This is a genomic window from Bacillus sp. DJP31 (assembly GCF_049310945.1).
Lineage (GTDB): Bacteria > Bacillota > Bacilli > Bacillales > SA4 > Bacillus_BS.
Genome location: NZ_JBMERO010000010.1, coordinates 1 through 14,969, shown reverse-complemented (window position 1 = coordinate 14,969; position 14,969 = coordinate 1). Strand labels below are relative to the sequence as shown.

The window sequence follows — 14,969 nt, the reverse complement described above, 5'->3', positions numbered from 1 at the left end:
TCATTGGTGTACAATAATTGTAAGAACAGACAAGCCTAGGAGAATGTTTTTCATGGACATAGAGTCGCTGCAGCAATTTTGGTCATTCATTCAAGACTTTTTTACACTAGAAAATACACAAGAGCTTATGAAAGACTATCGCGAATTAGGCCCATTACCGGGAATCTTACTTCCCATGCTAGAAGCACTTTTGCCGTTTTTACCATTGTTCGTGTTTGTAGTGGCAAATGCAGCTGCCTTTGGGTTATGGCTTGGCTTCCTCTATTCATGGCTTGGAGCTAGTATTGGAGCCATCATTGTGTTTTTGGTAATTCGTAGACTTGGCCAAAAACGTTTTTTCAGGTTCCTGAGTAAAAATGAACAAGTACGAAAATTAACGGGATGGGTAGAACGACATGGATTTGGACCACTCTTTCTTCTATTATGCTTTCCCTTTTCACCGTCGGCTGTTATTAATGTCGTAGCAGGCCTTTCGCGTGTTAGTATCTCTCAATTTGTCCTAGCCGTTTTATCAGGTAAAATGGTGATGATCTTCATCATTAGTTTTATCGGGTATGATATACAATCATTGATACAGAAACCGTTCCGTTCAGCGTTGGTAGTGTTAGGAATCGTTGTTTTGTGGTATATAGGTAAAAGGGTTGAACTATATTTAAATACTAAAGAGAGAAAAAGCCGGAGAAAGGAAGTTGGGGAACAGCAGTGAAAACGAAGTCATTTCTTCAAAGTATAAGCTTGATCAAGCCAATTGCTATCGGAATTGTTATTGCCTTTGTGTTACGTATGTTTTTTTTCTCAAGCTATATTGTGGAGGGGAGTTCGATGACCCCTACCCTACAAAATGGAAACTTACTTGTCATTAATAAAATTGGCCTTCAGTTTAGTGACTTAAAGAGATTTGATGTTATTGTGTTTCATGCAAGCGAAAAAGAGGATTATGTGAAACGTGTTATTGGAATTCCTGGCGATCGCATTTCCTATCAAAGTGATAAGCTGTATGTCAATGATCAGTTGGTTGAAGAACCTTTTTTAAATGTGTATCAACCTACTTTCGAGGGTAATCAGGTCATGGAGGATTTTACACTCCTTGACAAAACGGGTGTTGAAACAGTCCCGGAAGGTCAGTTATTCGTGATAGGGGATAATCGTCTTGGAAGCTATGACAGTCGTGAATTTGGATTTATTAACGTAGATCAAGTGGTGGGCAAGGTAAACCTTCGCTATTATCCTTTTCATTTAATAGATACATCCTTCTAAACCCAGCGATCTGGGTTTTTTCTTTGTCTTTTGGGACAACTATATTACTTTTATGCTTCAACACATTTATTCGGATCAGTCAGAATGTTCGTTTTTTTTATGAGGAAATAGAGGATTGTGAACCATGAGTATCTAATTAAAAACAGTAGAGTTATCGAGTGGTAGAGTAGTAGGGTACCCAATTCAAGAATAGTTATAGAATTGATGAATGGAAAACATTCACTTATCGCTAAAGCATATAGGAAATTAGTAAAAGTGTTATCAATTTGTCACTAAACTGGAGGAACCAAAATGAGATTAGAAAACAAAGTAGCGATCATAACAGGAGCAGCAAATGGAATAGGGTTAGAGGCCGCTAGACTTTTTAGTAAAGAAGGAGCTAAGGTTGTTCTAGCTGATTTTGATGAGGCAACAGGCTCAGCAAGGGCTGAAGAGCTTCGTGCTGAAGGGGCAAATGTTTTATTTGTTAGAGTCAATGTGGCTGATCGAGTAAGCGTGGACGAGATGGTGCAAAAGACAGTCGAGGCATTTGGACGTGTTGACATTTTAATCAATAATGCCGGAATAACAAGAGATGGAATGTTAACAAAGTTATCCACCGAAGACTTTCAATCTGTACTGGATGTTAATTTGACAGGTGTTTTCCACTGCACACAAGCAGTTGCACCATACATGATTGAGCAAGGAAAAGGAAAAATTGTCGTAACATCATCTGTTTCAGGAGTGTATGGTAACGTAGGCCAAACCAATTATGCCGCTACCAAAGCTGGTGTTATCGGAATGGTGAAAACATGGGCAAAGGAACTAGGTCGAAAAGGCATTAACGTGAATGCTGTCGCTCCTGGGTTTACCGAAACCAACATGGTTGCCTCCGTTCCAGAAAACGTCATTCAACAAATGATTGCCATGGTTCCACTACAAAGATTAGGAAAACCACAAGATATTGCCAAAGCTTACCTATACCTAGCCTCAGAAGACTCAGACTACGTAACAGGCACCGTATTGCAAGTCGATGGCGGAATCATGATGTAACGCGTTAAAGTGATGGGGGAACCCCCATCACTTTACTGCGATGAAGGAACAGTCTCTAAGAACTGCTTTAAGGAGGGAATTCAGATGAGGAATGTAGTGATTACATCTGCTGCTAGAACGCCAATTGGTGATTTTGGTGGGGTATTTAAAGATTTGCTTCCGACTGATTTAATTGTACCTGTTATACAGGAAGTGGTTTTAAGAAGTGGACTGGGACAGGATGAAGTAAATGAGGTCATTTTAGGACATTGTATTCAACGGACAGACCAACCTAATACAGCTAGAACAGCTGCGTTGCTATCTGGTTTGTCGAATGAAACGACTGGATATACGATTCAACGACAATGTGCTTCAGGGATGCAGGCTGTTATTTCTGCAGCCTTGCAAATTCAAGCTGGACTATCGGATGTTGTAATTGCAGGTGGGGTGGAGGCAATGAGCTCGAGTCCATATCTGTTAAAACAGCATCGCTGGGGAGCTAGAATGCAGCATAGTCAGGTGACAGATTCTGTATGGGAAGTTTTAGAAGATCCGATTCATCATTTTATGATGGGAGAAACAGCGGAGAATCTGGCTGATCTTCATGGGATCTCTCGGGAAGAACAGGATGAACTCTCATTGTTAAGTCATAAGCGTGCAGCATTTGCGATTGAGAAGGGGTACTTTGATGAACAAATGGTGTCAATCACCTTGAAAACTCGCAAAGGTGAAACAATCATTACAAAGGACGAGCACCCTCGCCCTCATTTAACGATGGCTGACCTAGCAAGATTAAGACCAGCATTCCGAGATGATGGAACGGTTACAGCTGGGAATGCATCCGGCTTAAATGATGGTGCCTCAGCACTTGTTTTAATGGATGAAGAAACCGCTAAAAAAAGAGGACTTCAGCCTTTAGCAAGAATTGTAGGTTTCCAGGTTTCAGGTGTAGATCCGAAGGTGATGGGCAGAGGTCCTGTGCCAGCTATTCAAAGGGGACTTGAGCGTGTTGGCTGGTCCATTAAAGATGCGGATTTGATCGAAGTGAACGAAGCATTTGCTGCTCAGTATCTAGCAGTTGAAAAAGAGCTTGGATTGAATCGTGATATCGTGAATGTAAACGGAAGCGGTATTAGCTTAGGACATCCTGTTGGTTGTACAGGTGCGAGAATTATCACGAGTCTTGCTTATGAATTGAAGAGACGTGATTTGAAGAGAGGTATTGCTTCACTTTGTGTTGGTGGTGGAATGGGAGCGGCAGTGTTCTTGGAGAGGGCATAGGTTGGGATGAGAGTGGTCTTAGGATCGCTTCTTTTATCTACCCAGCCTCATGTAACTCATTTGCAACTACCTCTCCTTATAGTAGATAACATATTACATGTGTTTTCAAAAAGGAGAGAGTGCATGTGAACTGGGATCTAGACTGGATAGAGAAACGATCACAGCTAACACCCCAAAACAAGCGGTTGTTGATGGAGAGTCCAATAAACGTTAGTGCTATAAGGATATTAATAATTTTAGAGTTGGTATTGAGGGAATAATATCTGCACCTAGGAGAGGATTAAAAATAGACGATATCCCTGTCCTTGGTTTAGTGCGCTCAAAAATATGGATACACACCAAAATATTAGCCTATAACTTTAAGGCAGTGAGCAAATACAGGGCTAATACCGCATAAGATAGGAGTGCTTTCCTCCTTCAAGATGTGATATACCCATAAATTGTAAAACTAATCACTAGAATTTTCAAGAAGCCCCAAGAGCTTTTTTTAGACCTACCTTTTTGGGGTTCAATCGATAATTACATTACAACTAAAATCAAAAAGAAATTAGGAATAGATTAACATTAAATTGGGTCATATTCTTATATACAGAATTAATCTTATTAACAGTATTAAATCTAACCTTTTCCGAGCCCATTTTCAGAAGGATTTTGAGTATTGAAAGTTCTACCATGATCAAACCTACCACTAAGAGAAACAATTAGTCATAATGGGACAACAACGACAAACACGTTCGGCGATAAAAAAAAGTGAAGAAACTCTAACAACAGTCCTTGGTCAGACGGTTTACATATGATAACAATGATCGAACGTAACAAATTATAGGATCAAAAATCTAAAATTATAACACAGTTTTCTTAAAAATCATATTGGGAAATTAGTAGGTTATTTAGCTCCGTTAGAGGCTGAAAAACAGCTGACTTTCCCAATATTCACTCGACAATTTTCGTCAACATCAAACGGGTTTTATGATTATGATAGGATTTGGTAAGACAATAGGCCTAGTAAATTACCACTTCAACAAAAGCATATTTTTGTGCAAAGATTATTATTTTATGCAATAGAATTAAGTTACAACAGAGGAGATGGAGAAGGTTGAAAAAATTAGTTTATATTTTGATTTTCACTGTAATATTTACATTTTCAGTGCACACAGAAAATTATGTTAAAGCGAATACTCCTGATGTAATTCTACCAATAGAAAGTAAGGGAGAGATAGTAGTTCCAGCAGAAGTTAATAAAGTTTACGAATACGAGGAGTCCATGAAGCAATTAGATGATGGTACGAAATTAATTGTAGTTAAAGAGTATGAAGTAAATAGTGATGGTAGTCGGACTTTTCTTGATACTACAGATTTCAATGATATGCCTTCTGTTCATGAGATGAATAATCAACAAAAGACTCTTTTTAATCAGTTAGTTGAAGAAGAGGCAAAATTGTATGGTCAAGATAATCCCAAGTTGTATCAAGAGTTACTTACAGACTTTTTTGATGAAACTTCAGAAACAGCATTAGATTTTGAGGCTACTCAGAAAGCAATTGAATCAAAACTTAATAATAAAGATGTAATTAAACCGCCATCTAATGAATACTTTTCAGTTAATCCTGATTCTTCAGTTAGTACTAGTACTAACTTAGGATACACTACTCAGTCACTTGGTCTAGCAATAGGTGTCAATGTTGCAGCATCTACATTTAATATTCTCATTGGATTTGCAGTTGGTGGAGGAGTGGGTGCAATTCAAGCATTTATTGTTAATAAGGGAAAAGATGCTGCAATAAGATTGTTTTCAAGAACAGTAGTAAGTCGTCTAACTGCTTGGGGTGCACCTAAATTAGCAATTTTTGTTGGAGCAGCAGTTGTTTGGGCATTAGACTATTTAAACATTGGTTCACAAATTGCGAGATATCTTGATTCAAAAGATAGTAAACCTCGAAATGGATGGATTAATTTTTAATGAAGAAGCCTTGGATTAAGTATATAACTGTATTTCTATGGGTAATATTTTATCTTTACCTAGTCAACCATTTTCAAATAACTAAGAACATTTATTATCTACTAATTGGACTTCCGATATTTTTAGGTGTCATATGGTTAATTTTTTATCTTTTTGAGAGAAATGAAAAACGAAATGCTTAAGGTTATATAACATCATAGACCACTCTTGCTACTTGGGGATATCACAAGTATCGAGAGTGGTTTTCTCGAATTTACAGTCCATTATTTGTAAAAGAAAACGATTGCTTTTGAGGTAAAAAAGAACTTAAGTACCCTAATACAAAAAAATGCTTCTAAACTAATTTTTACACATTTTGTCCTCCTTATTCGAATAAATTAAAAATAGACTCCAGAAAAGCAAGGACTCCATTAGAAGGAACCATATAAAACTCTTAATGGTGATGATCGCTGTAATAGGTGGAATACTCGCCGGTACACAAGCACCGATAAATGGAGAATTAGGGTCTTGAAGCGGCATTAGTATCCTTCTTTATTGGGACAATAGTCTTTGCGATTGAGAAGGGGTACTTTGATGAACAAATGGTGTCAATCACCTTGAAAACTCGCAAAGGTGAAACAATCATTACAAAGGACGAGCACCCTCGCCCTCATTTAACGATGGCTGACCTAGCAAGATTAAGACCAGCATTCCGAGATGATGGAACGGTTACAGCTGGGAATGCATCCGGCTTAAATGATGGTGCCTCAGCACTTGTTTTAATGGATGAAGAAACCGCTAAAAAAAGAGGACTTCAGCCTTTAGCTAGAATTGTAGGTTTCCAGGTTTCAGGTGTAGATCCGAAGGTGATGGGCAGAGGTCCTGTGCCAGCTATTCAAAGGGGACTTGAGCGTGTTGGCTGGTCCATTAAAGATGCGGATTTGATCGAAGTGAACGAAGCATTTGCTGCTCAGTATTTAGCTGTTGAAAAAGAGCTTGGATTGAATCGTGATATCGTGAATGTAAATGGAAGCGGAATTAGCTTAGGACATCCTGTTGGTTGTACAGGTGCGAGAATTATCACGAGTCTTGCTTATGAATCGAAGAGACGTGATTTGAAGAGAGGTATTGCTTCACTTTGTGTCGGTGGTGGAATGGGAGCGGCTGTTTTTATTGAGAGGGTTTAAGAAAGCAATAATAGAGTCAGAGTAAAAGTAGCTCCGATTCATAAATAACATATCGAACCGAGTATAAAATCGAACAGGTTTTATCCTCGGTTTTTTAGTGTTAGCATATAAAGTAGGAGTCGATTGGATAATTTTTCTAATTATTTATGCACGGGGGACTTCCATGATTTTTATTCTCTTTTCTGTAATCAAACACAATTCTGTAAGGAAACGGCGATGAAAATGGCTGAGTCGTTTAAGTAAATCAGGAGGTATAATGGGGGCCAATTTTACAGTGTTATAAGTAAGTATAGGTAAACAAAATCCTGTAACATTGTCCTATCCATTAGGCTTAGTATGAATTCCATTCATTATTGGCTTCTAATACTGTGATATAATTAGGGGTAAATAAAGATGGGAAGATAAGGAAGGAGGATTACTTTATGAAAGATGAAAACAGTATCGAAAAGGAAAAAGAAGAGGAAGAAGTTAATTTTGAGAAGGAATTGGATGAAGAAGCGTTTGATGTAATTAAAAGGTTATATGATAAGACTTTCAAAGAGTTGGTGGACAGGTAATGATGATCCTTCAGTAACTGCTGGAGGAAGTATTAGTAATACCTATGACTCTTATGTCGGAGAGTATTATAGCGGTGTTAATTATGGTGGAGCAACGGAGTTAAGGACAGGATATGCTCCATCAGTAAACAGTCATAGATCCTATATTAAATTTGGAAGCACTTTGCCTGGGTTGGAAGGTGGAATCATAACGAATGCTACATTTAAGGCTTATAAATATTATGAACCTTCAAGTGTTGATACATCAGTTACTATTCATAGAGCCTATTCTTCTTGGGCAAGTTCGACCGTAAAGTGGAATAACCAACCTGGTTTCGGGGGTTCATACTCTTCATTAAACCTTCCCAAAGGAGCAGCAAATGGATGGTATTCCTGGGATGTCTCTAGCTTAGCTGACTACTGGTATGATAATCCAAACAATTATCATGGACTCGTTATGCAAGCTTCCAACGAAGATACAAGTGGGAGCTATCGAAAGTTTTACTCAAGTGATTATAGCGGTGGTGCTTACTCACCCAAGACTAGAAATCACTTATTCTCCAAAGCCATCAGTACCTACAGGTAATGCAGTGGGCAATGGGTCAGGGACAGATTCTGGCCATGTTAATTTAAAATGGGCTGGTGTCTCAGGGGCAACTGGCTACAAAGTATTAATTTTTAATGGAAGTTACTATGAAGAATTTGATGTTGGAAACACAACCTCATGGACGAGTCAGAATAAAAGAATCTGGCCAACACCCACTCAAATTTCTCAGGGTAATTACACAATGAGAAAAGATGGAATCAGGAACAGAATTATCTGATGATCCTCGTTCTGTATACCGGAATTCAGGTAATCCTACCTATATAGACAATAAAAATTATTGGTTTAGAGTAAAAGCATATAATGCATATGGAGAAACTGCTCAATCAGAACCTTTTACGCCAACCATTATAGACCAAACTAAACCTTCAACTCCTGGAATCCCAGCAGTGAGTAACGCTTTAAATTCAGCATTTACTTGGACTTGGAGTGGCTCTTCAGATTCTAACTCTGGAGTAAAAGGCTATCACATTTATGTAGGAACAACACCGGGTGCTACTGATGTTGTAGATGGAAGTTTTGTTTCAACAAATTCCTATACGCATCCAACTGCTTTGATTCCAAGACAACGTTACTACGCTTTTGTTAAAGCAGTAGATAATACAAACAATGTTTCAGGGACTTCTTCAACATCCAATCAATATATAGCAAGGTTGCCACGGGATGCTTCTATTAATTCGTATTCAATCCCTTCTACCATGGAAGCTAGTGGAGCATATACTGTTCAAATTACGGTTAGAAATGAAGGATTAGAAACATGGACATCCGCAGGAGGTTATTACCTAGGATCAATTGAGGATACAGATCCGTTAACTTTAGATACTCGTTTACCATTGGTAAGTACTGATTCAATTGGTCCAACTCAAACTAAAACCTATAATTTGAGTTTCACAGGTTCTAAGAATATTGGAAGTTACCGAACCGAGTGGGGAATGCTCAAATTAAATGTGGGTAGACTAGGTGACACATTAAGTAGAGAAGTGAATGTTGTAGATACAATACCACCAACAGGAAACATCATTATTAACAATGGAGCAAATTTAACAAACTCTCCAATTGTTAGTCTAAGCTTAGGGTTAACCGACAACGCAAATGGTCCATTCTCACAACGATTAAAAAATGAAGAATTAGCTTGGAATGAATATGAAGCCTCTAGCCAATCAAAAGAATGGACACTTTCTGAGGGGAACGGTGATAAAACGGTTTCTGTACAATATAAGGATCCAAGTGGAAATGAATCTGTTGTCTCTTTAGATACAATTCGGCTGGATACTTCTTATCCAACTGCAAAGTTAGACACACCTAATGCGTTGGATTACCTTAATGGTATCGTAAAAATAATAGGAACTGCTTCTGATAACGATTTAAAATCTTATCAGATTAGCTTTGGAGAAGGCACTTCTCCTATGACATGGTCAGTAATTAAAACAAATAATTCTGTAGTTGATAAAGCTGTATTAGCTGATTGGAATACGTCTGGTATTACTACTGGAATCTATACGATTCGATTATTAGTAGAAGACCAAGCGGGTAACACTTCTGAAGAAAGAAGATACGTTTGGGTAGACCCATTCAAAAACTCGCTAGGTATGGAATCTTTCTGGGGGTTTGTTGACACGGAAAGTGCGTTTGGGCAAAGCAAAGTAAATCTCGCAAACGGTAATCTTGTCCTTCAAGTAGAAGATATGAACCTGAAAGGAAGAGGATTAAACACTGTCTTCAACCGAACATACAATAGTCAAGATTCTACTGAAAGTGCTCTAGGAAAAGGGTGGAGATTTAACACCGATACAAAAATAGTAGATGAAACAAATGGGGATATTGTCTATATAGACGCGGACGGTACTCACCATAAATTCACTAAGAATGCAGATGAAGCTTTTACTTCTCCAATTGGTATCTTTAAAGAATTAAAAAAACTAGCAGATGGATCCTATACACTGAGCGATTTAGATTCTTATGAACTCGTACAAACATTTAACCAAAATGGAAGGTTATCTTCTATACAAGACCGAAACAACAACAAAATTTCTTACCTCTATGAAGCAAATCTACTAAAAGAAATAGTAGATTCAGTTGGGAGGAAGATATCCTTAAGTTATGTAGACAATAAGATAGACCAGGTAACATCTTTTACTGGGACAAAAATAAAGTACAGCTACACAGACTCATTGCTGTCAAAAGTTGATTATATAAATAGTGCTGGCACCGTATATCGTACCATACCTTACTCATACGAGAATGGTAAACTCAAAACTAGCACCTCACCAAGAGGACATAAAGTAACATATGAGTATAACGGCTTAAGAGTAGTCAATGTTAAGAGTTCATTAACATCTATTAGTGCTTCTACAGGCTTAGCCAAGGAGCCCTATACTATCAATGAAGGGTTTATTTATGATCTTACGAATGGGAAAGTCGCGTTTTCAGAGGGTGGACCCAACGTAACTACTTCTACTGAATATATAACAAATGAAAACGGAAATCTGACATCTGTTACGGAAGATACACAAGGAGCAAAGATAAATACAAGATATGTATATCAAAATAATTTATTGTTTGAGAACATTGACGGTAAAGGGTTACTGACAAAATACACCTACGATAATCGTGGGAATATTTTAACCAAAACTTTACCAACTACAGTCGATGTGGAAAATGGATCCGTAACTCCAAACATCTCGTACGAATATAAACCAAATTCAAGTTTGATTTCAAAAGTAATCGACCCGCTAACTAGAGTCACTAGTTATGAGTACGATGATCGTGGTAACCAAGTATCTAAGACGGATGCAAAAGGATTTAAAGAAGTCTTAGCTTATGATCCTTTTGGTAACTTGGAAAAAACTACGTATGAGAGAGGTCCTCTATATGGAAGGACTCCGAACTTCAGTTTTGAAGAAGGAGAAACTACTTCTGTTAAAAATTGGAAGGTTAATGGTACATGGGCTTATGACACGACGAACAAGAAAAGTGGTAGCAGAAGTCTTGTTCTTACTAATGCAGCCTCGTTAGAGTCAGAATTGGTACCTGTTAAAGATGGACGACTACCTGCACGTGCTTTAGGTTACGTTAAAACGGAGAATACGACAGGAGTTAAGACGCTCATTCAGTTCTATGATGCTTCAAAACAACTAATTTCTTCTAAAGAAAGTAGTTCTATTACAGGTACTAATGACTGGAATATGCAGCATATTGTTTCGAGCATCCCCACAGATGCAGAATATGTTTCGTACAAGATCGTTAATCAGTCTGGTAATGTGTATGTGGATGAAATAACTCTAGAGGAATCGAATTACTCACACACTTCTGTGTATAGTCCAGATGGGTTAAACGTCATAGAGTCTCGCGACCCTTACGGAAAGAAGAAAGTATCGGAATACGATTTGACTGGGAACAAGATTAAAGAAACCAACGAATTAAACCAGTCAGCCACCTTTTTGTATAATGCAGATAATCAAATCTTGGAGTCTATGGACCGATTAGGAAAGAAGACAGTTTTTGTATATGATACAAATGGTAATCTAGTAAAAGAAACCAATGCGCTAGGTCACGTTGTGGAGTATCAATACGATGAGAGAAATCAACTTACTGTCACAAAAAATCCTACCGTTACGAAGACATTCTATGATTATCAGATTGCTAGAACTCCGGAAATAGTCTCTCTTGCGCTAGTAAATGAGTACAATGAGCTTGGAGACAAAGTAGCAGAAAGTGATGGGAATCAATCGGTCATTCTCTATGAGTATGACGCTATGGGTCGACAAGTTAAAAGTATAGATCCTTTGCGTAATGAATTGAGAATGACGTACGATGAAAACGGAAATAAACGTACAGAAGAGAATCTTGCATGGGATAATATTACTTCAACATTGTATTCTAAAGGCATTACACATTATCGTTACGATCAATTAAATCGCTTAACAGCATTCTCAGATCCGACAAAAGATCAGAATACTCTTGTAGAAAAGTATAAACTTGATGCAATTGGTAATATCGTCAAAAAAACGATTGGATCAGCTTCAACGGAGTTTGCTTTTGATGAATATAACCAAAGTTTTTACAGTAAAGATTCATCGACTCCAGCAGTTGAGACATGGTCGCATTATGATGGGATGGGGAATCAGGCCATCTTCCTGGATAAGCTAGGAGCTACAACGACCATACATGATGCCAATGGGCTTCTTAAGGAAGTAGTGGACGCATTAGGTAAGCGAACAGTTTACACATACAATGCTGCTGGAGATAAGACGAAGCTAGTTGATGCAACTGGCACTGTAACAAATTGGGAGTATGATGCAGAAGGACAACTAAAAGAAGAAAGAAAAACCATCATCAACCCTGATACAAAAGAGGAAAGTACTCAAATTGTTTTGTACGAGTATAATTCTCTTGGACAAGTTACGAAGAAAATTATAAAAGAATCGAAAGGACTACTATCGACTACGACATCCAAGGAGATTTCCTATCTTTACGATGAACTAGGTCGATTAGTAAAAGAAACAGGTAAATCGATTGATACTGGTTTTAAAACCGAAAGTCGATTCTACCATGATAATAATGGAAACGTTATAAACACATGGATTTACGACGAAACCAATCCTGTCCCGATATATGTTGACCCTGACAAAGATGGATTCTTTAATAGTGAAACGGTTTCAGTATACGATCAGAATAACCGTCTACTAAGAGAAACAATCAGTCATACTGGGACAACAACGACCAATACGTTCGATGATAGGAAGAATGAAGAAACACTGACCACATCGCTTGGGAATACAGTTGTGACGTACGATAATAACGACCGAACCAAACAAATTGTCACGCCAAACTTTGACATGTTTACGTATGACTATAATGTGGATGATACCCTCTCCAAGGTTTCGGCACCAGGAATTGAAACCTCGCTTACGTATAACGGAGGTTCAAAAGTTAAGACAATCAAGGGCATAAACCGAGGAAATAGTTCTTCTATTATCGATCTAGAATATCAGCACTCAGCAACCGACCAGATTACTCAAATCTCAGAAAACGGTGCTGTCAAGAAGAAGTACACCTATACCCCAACGGGTAATTTAGAGACAGTTGAGGCAAACGGTAAGGTGTTAAAATACACGTATGATGGAAATTCAAACATCATACAAGTAGACAACCTTACAACAGGAAAAGTAAAAGAGGCCTACACGTACTCTACTGGAAATCGAATTCTTCAAAAGAAAGAATTCAATGAATCGACAGGTTCTTTGCTTCGCACCATCGATTACGTTCATAATGAAAATGGAACGATTTCTAAGGTGACGACAAAAGAAGGTTCTTCCACAACCGTCGTTGATTATGGATACAATAGTGATGACCAGTTAATGAAAATTAATAAGGTTGTCAATGATCAGGCACAACCAACCATTTTGTATGAATACGACACAGAAGGAACCAGAATTGCGAAAAACGTCAATGATGGCACTTCTAATACACATTACCATTACCACCGCGACACAAACGGAAATGTTTTCTTAGAAACGATTGAGGGGCCAACTAAAGTACAACGATTAAAATATTATCGTGATGCGAGCGGAAACCCGATCAGCTTTAGCTTAGATGAAGTGGTGTATTACTATCAGTTCAATGCACGTGGTGATGTCATCGCAATTACAGATGCGGCAGGAAACATCAAAGCCACGTATGATTACGATGAGTGGGGAAATGTCATCCAAATCACAGGTGACAAAGCATTAGCTGAAGCCAACATTTATCGCTATGTAGGTAAGTATGGGGTCATGTATGATAAGGATACAAATCTTTACTTCATGGGTTGGAGAGACTACGATCCAACAACTGGAAGATTCATTACTCCAGATGAATATGAAGGAACAGAAGAGGACCCAACTTCCCTAAACCGTTACCTGTATGCGGACGCAGATCCAGTCAACAACATTGATCCAGATGGACATGCGCCGAAGTGGTTGCAAAAAGGGTGGAAGGCGACAAAAAAATACAGCAAGTCGGCTTACAACCTTGCGATTGGTGATGATATCAACACCTTAAGGAATCCAAAAGCAAAATGGTATCAAAAGGCAGGAGCTACTCTTTCCATTGCAAGTAACTTTGTACCTGGTGCAGGTCAAGCTAAGTGGGCAGTAAAAGGTGCAGTTGCAGGGGTTAAATATGGCAAGAAGGCTAAGAAGGTTCAGAAGTTAGCTTCGGGCTCAGTGAAAGATGAAAAGAAGATTAGATCTAATCCAAATAAGAGTACGGGTAAAGTACACAAAAACTCAAATGATTACGTTGGGCACCAAGGTGTTTATGAAATAAAGAAAGATGGTAAACTTCATAAGTACGGGAAGGCAGATATGACAAGCACATCAAGTACTGGTCTTCCTAAAAGGTTACAGTCTCAATTAAACAAGCTACAGAAACAAAATCCAGACTCACAAGTTATGGGGAGGGTGATTTATGATAACAAAAGTATAAGTACACGGGTCATTAAAAAGATAGAAACTAAAGCAGTTCAAAACTATTATGATAAATATAAACAGTACCCACAAGGTAATAAAAATCACCCTGGTTTAAAAGAGTAAGAGAAAGGTGTGTAATTTTTGAAAATAACGACGAGTAGTTTGTATAGTGAGCAGGAAAGTTATTTTTCAATTAGCCATAAAGTTGACCTGCTTATTAGACAAAAATTGAATTATTTGATTGGAGGAAAACTCCAAATAAGTAGAAGTGAAAAGGAAAAATATTTAAATTTAATTGTTTCAACTAATAAAAACACTACATGTGTAGATGCAAAAGGACCTGATGTTAATAATAAAGAGGGCTTTGTAAATTGGGGATTGTGGCTACCTTATTATGAGATTGTAAATAACACCAATCAGGTGGAATCTTATTTAAGTTATTATTTTGACGCGGTAGTATTAGTGTTTAATAATTATAATGTGCCTGAAGAGGATATTAGAAAAGTACAAAGAATAGTTGCAGATGAAATTGTTGGAAATCCTAATTACAATTCTGAAGAGGAGACATTAGAACTCGATCTGTCTGATATAGAATAATATTCGATAAACCCTTGAGTGGCTTGTAAGCCTCTCAAGGTTTTTTATTATTATATGGTGGTAATGCAGGCGAATTTGAATTGGTAGAAGGCTTGACGGATAAAC

10 protein-coding genes and 1 pseudogene are annotated in these 14,969 nt (G+C 37.9%); all 11 read left to right on the top strand.

Going from position 1 to position 14,969, the window contains the following annotated elements; translation table 11 throughout:
- Nucleotides 1-52 precede the first annotated feature (52 nt).
- The 11 genes and pseudogenes from ACOI1C_RS10920 to ACOI1C_RS10870 all read left to right on the top strand — a co-directional run bounded on the left by ACOI1C_RS10920 (nucleotide 53) and on the right by ACOI1C_RS10870 (nucleotide 14,864).
- A complete protein-coding gene (locus ACOI1C_RS10920) occupies nucleotides 53-706 on the top strand; it encodes a TVP38/TMEM64 family protein (RefSeq protein ID WP_422510565.1) in 654 nt (217 codons plus the stop codon).
- On the top strand, nucleotides 703-1,257 hold the full coding sequence (gene lepB / locus ACOI1C_RS10915) for a signal peptidase I (protein ID WP_422510564.1): 555 nt from the start codon (nucleotides 703-705) through the stop codon (nucleotides 1,255-1,257). Before ACOI1C_RS10920 ends, lepB begins: the two co-directional genes overlap by 4 nt.
- A 291-nt stretch (nucleotides 1,258-1,548) precedes the next feature.
- On the top strand, nucleotides 1,549-2,289 hold the full coding sequence (fabG, locus tag ACOI1C_RS10910; RefSeq protein WP_422510563.1) for a 3-oxoacyl-ACP reductase FabG: 741 nt from the start codon (nucleotides 1,549-1,551) through the stop codon (nucleotides 2,287-2,289).
- Between the two features lie 84 nt (nucleotides 2,290-2,373).
- Nucleotides 2,374-3,549 carry a thiolase family protein gene (locus ACOI1C_RS10905; protein ID WP_422510562.1) on the top strand — a complete coding sequence of 392 codons (1,176 nt, stop codon included), beginning with the start codon at nucleotides 2,374-2,376 and terminating at the stop codon, nucleotides 3,547-3,549.
- A 1,096-nt stretch (nucleotides 3,550-4,645) separates the two neighbouring features.
- Nucleotides 4,646-5,509 (top strand): hypothetical protein, encoded by an 864-nt coding sequence (locus ACOI1C_RS10900; RefSeq protein WP_422510561.1) that lies wholly within the window; start codon nucleotides 4,646-4,648, stop codon nucleotides 5,507-5,509.
- 551 nt (nucleotides 5,510-6,060) lie between these two features.
- Nucleotides 6,061-6,675, top strand: a pseudogene (locus tag ACOI1C_RS10895) (thiolase family protein); the annotation flags it as partial.
- 422 nt (nucleotides 6,676-7,097) lie between these two features.
- Complete coding sequence (locus ACOI1C_RS10890; protein ID WP_422510560.1) at nucleotides 7,098-7,232, top strand: hypothetical protein; 135 nt, start codon at nucleotides 7,098-7,100, stop codon at nucleotides 7,230-7,232.
- Nucleotides 7,198-7,797 (top strand): DNRLRE domain-containing protein, encoded by a 600-nt coding sequence (locus ACOI1C_RS10885; protein ID WP_422510559.1) that lies wholly within the window; start codon nucleotides 7,198-7,200, stop codon nucleotides 7,795-7,797. Before ACOI1C_RS10890 ends, ACOI1C_RS10885 begins: the two co-directional genes overlap by 35 nt.
- A 4-nt stretch (nucleotides 7,798-7,801) precedes the next feature.
- Entirely contained in the window at nucleotides 7,802-8,035 is a 234-nt protein-coding gene (locus ACOI1C_RS10880; protein WP_422510558.1) for a hypothetical protein, read from the top strand.
- Entirely contained in the window at nucleotides 8,010-14,390 is a 6,381-nt protein-coding gene (locus ACOI1C_RS10875; RefSeq protein ID WP_422510557.1) for a DUF6531 domain-containing protein, read from the top strand. Before ACOI1C_RS10880 ends, ACOI1C_RS10875 begins: the two co-directional genes overlap by 26 nt.
- Before the next feature lie 18 nt (nucleotides 14,391-14,408).
- The gene (locus ACOI1C_RS10870) at nucleotides 14,409-14,864 is read left to right on the top strand and encodes a hypothetical protein (RefSeq protein ID WP_422510556.1); all 456 of its coding nucleotides are present in this window, start codon (nucleotides 14,409-14,411) and stop codon (nucleotides 14,862-14,864) included.
- Nucleotides 14,865-14,969: the final 105 nt, after the last annotated feature.

Bases quoted from the DNA above. Each gene is read 5' to 3' on its own strand.
- ACOI1C_RS10920 (WP_422510565.1), top strand. From the start codon at position 53: ATGGACATAGAGTCGCTGCAGCAATTTTGGTCATTCATTCAAGACTTT.
- fabG (WP_422510563.1), top strand. From the start codon at position 1,549: ATGAGATTAGAAAACAAAGTAGCGATCATAACAGGAGCAGCAAATGGA.
- ACOI1C_RS10905 (WP_422510562.1), top strand. From the start codon at position 2,374: ATGAGGAATGTAGTGATTACATCTGCTGCTAGAACGCCAATTGGTGAT.
- ACOI1C_RS10890 (WP_422510560.1), top strand. From the start codon at position 7,098: ATGAAAGATGAAAACAGTATCGAAAAGGAAAAAGAAGAGGAAGAAGTT.
- ACOI1C_RS10885 (WP_422510559.1), top strand. From the start codon at position 7,198: ATGATAAGACTTTCAAAGAGTTGGTGGACAGGTAATGATGATCCTTCA.
- ACOI1C_RS10875 (WP_422510557.1), top strand. From the start codon at position 8,010: ATGGAATCAGGAACAGAATTATCTGATGATCCTCGTTCTGTATACCGG.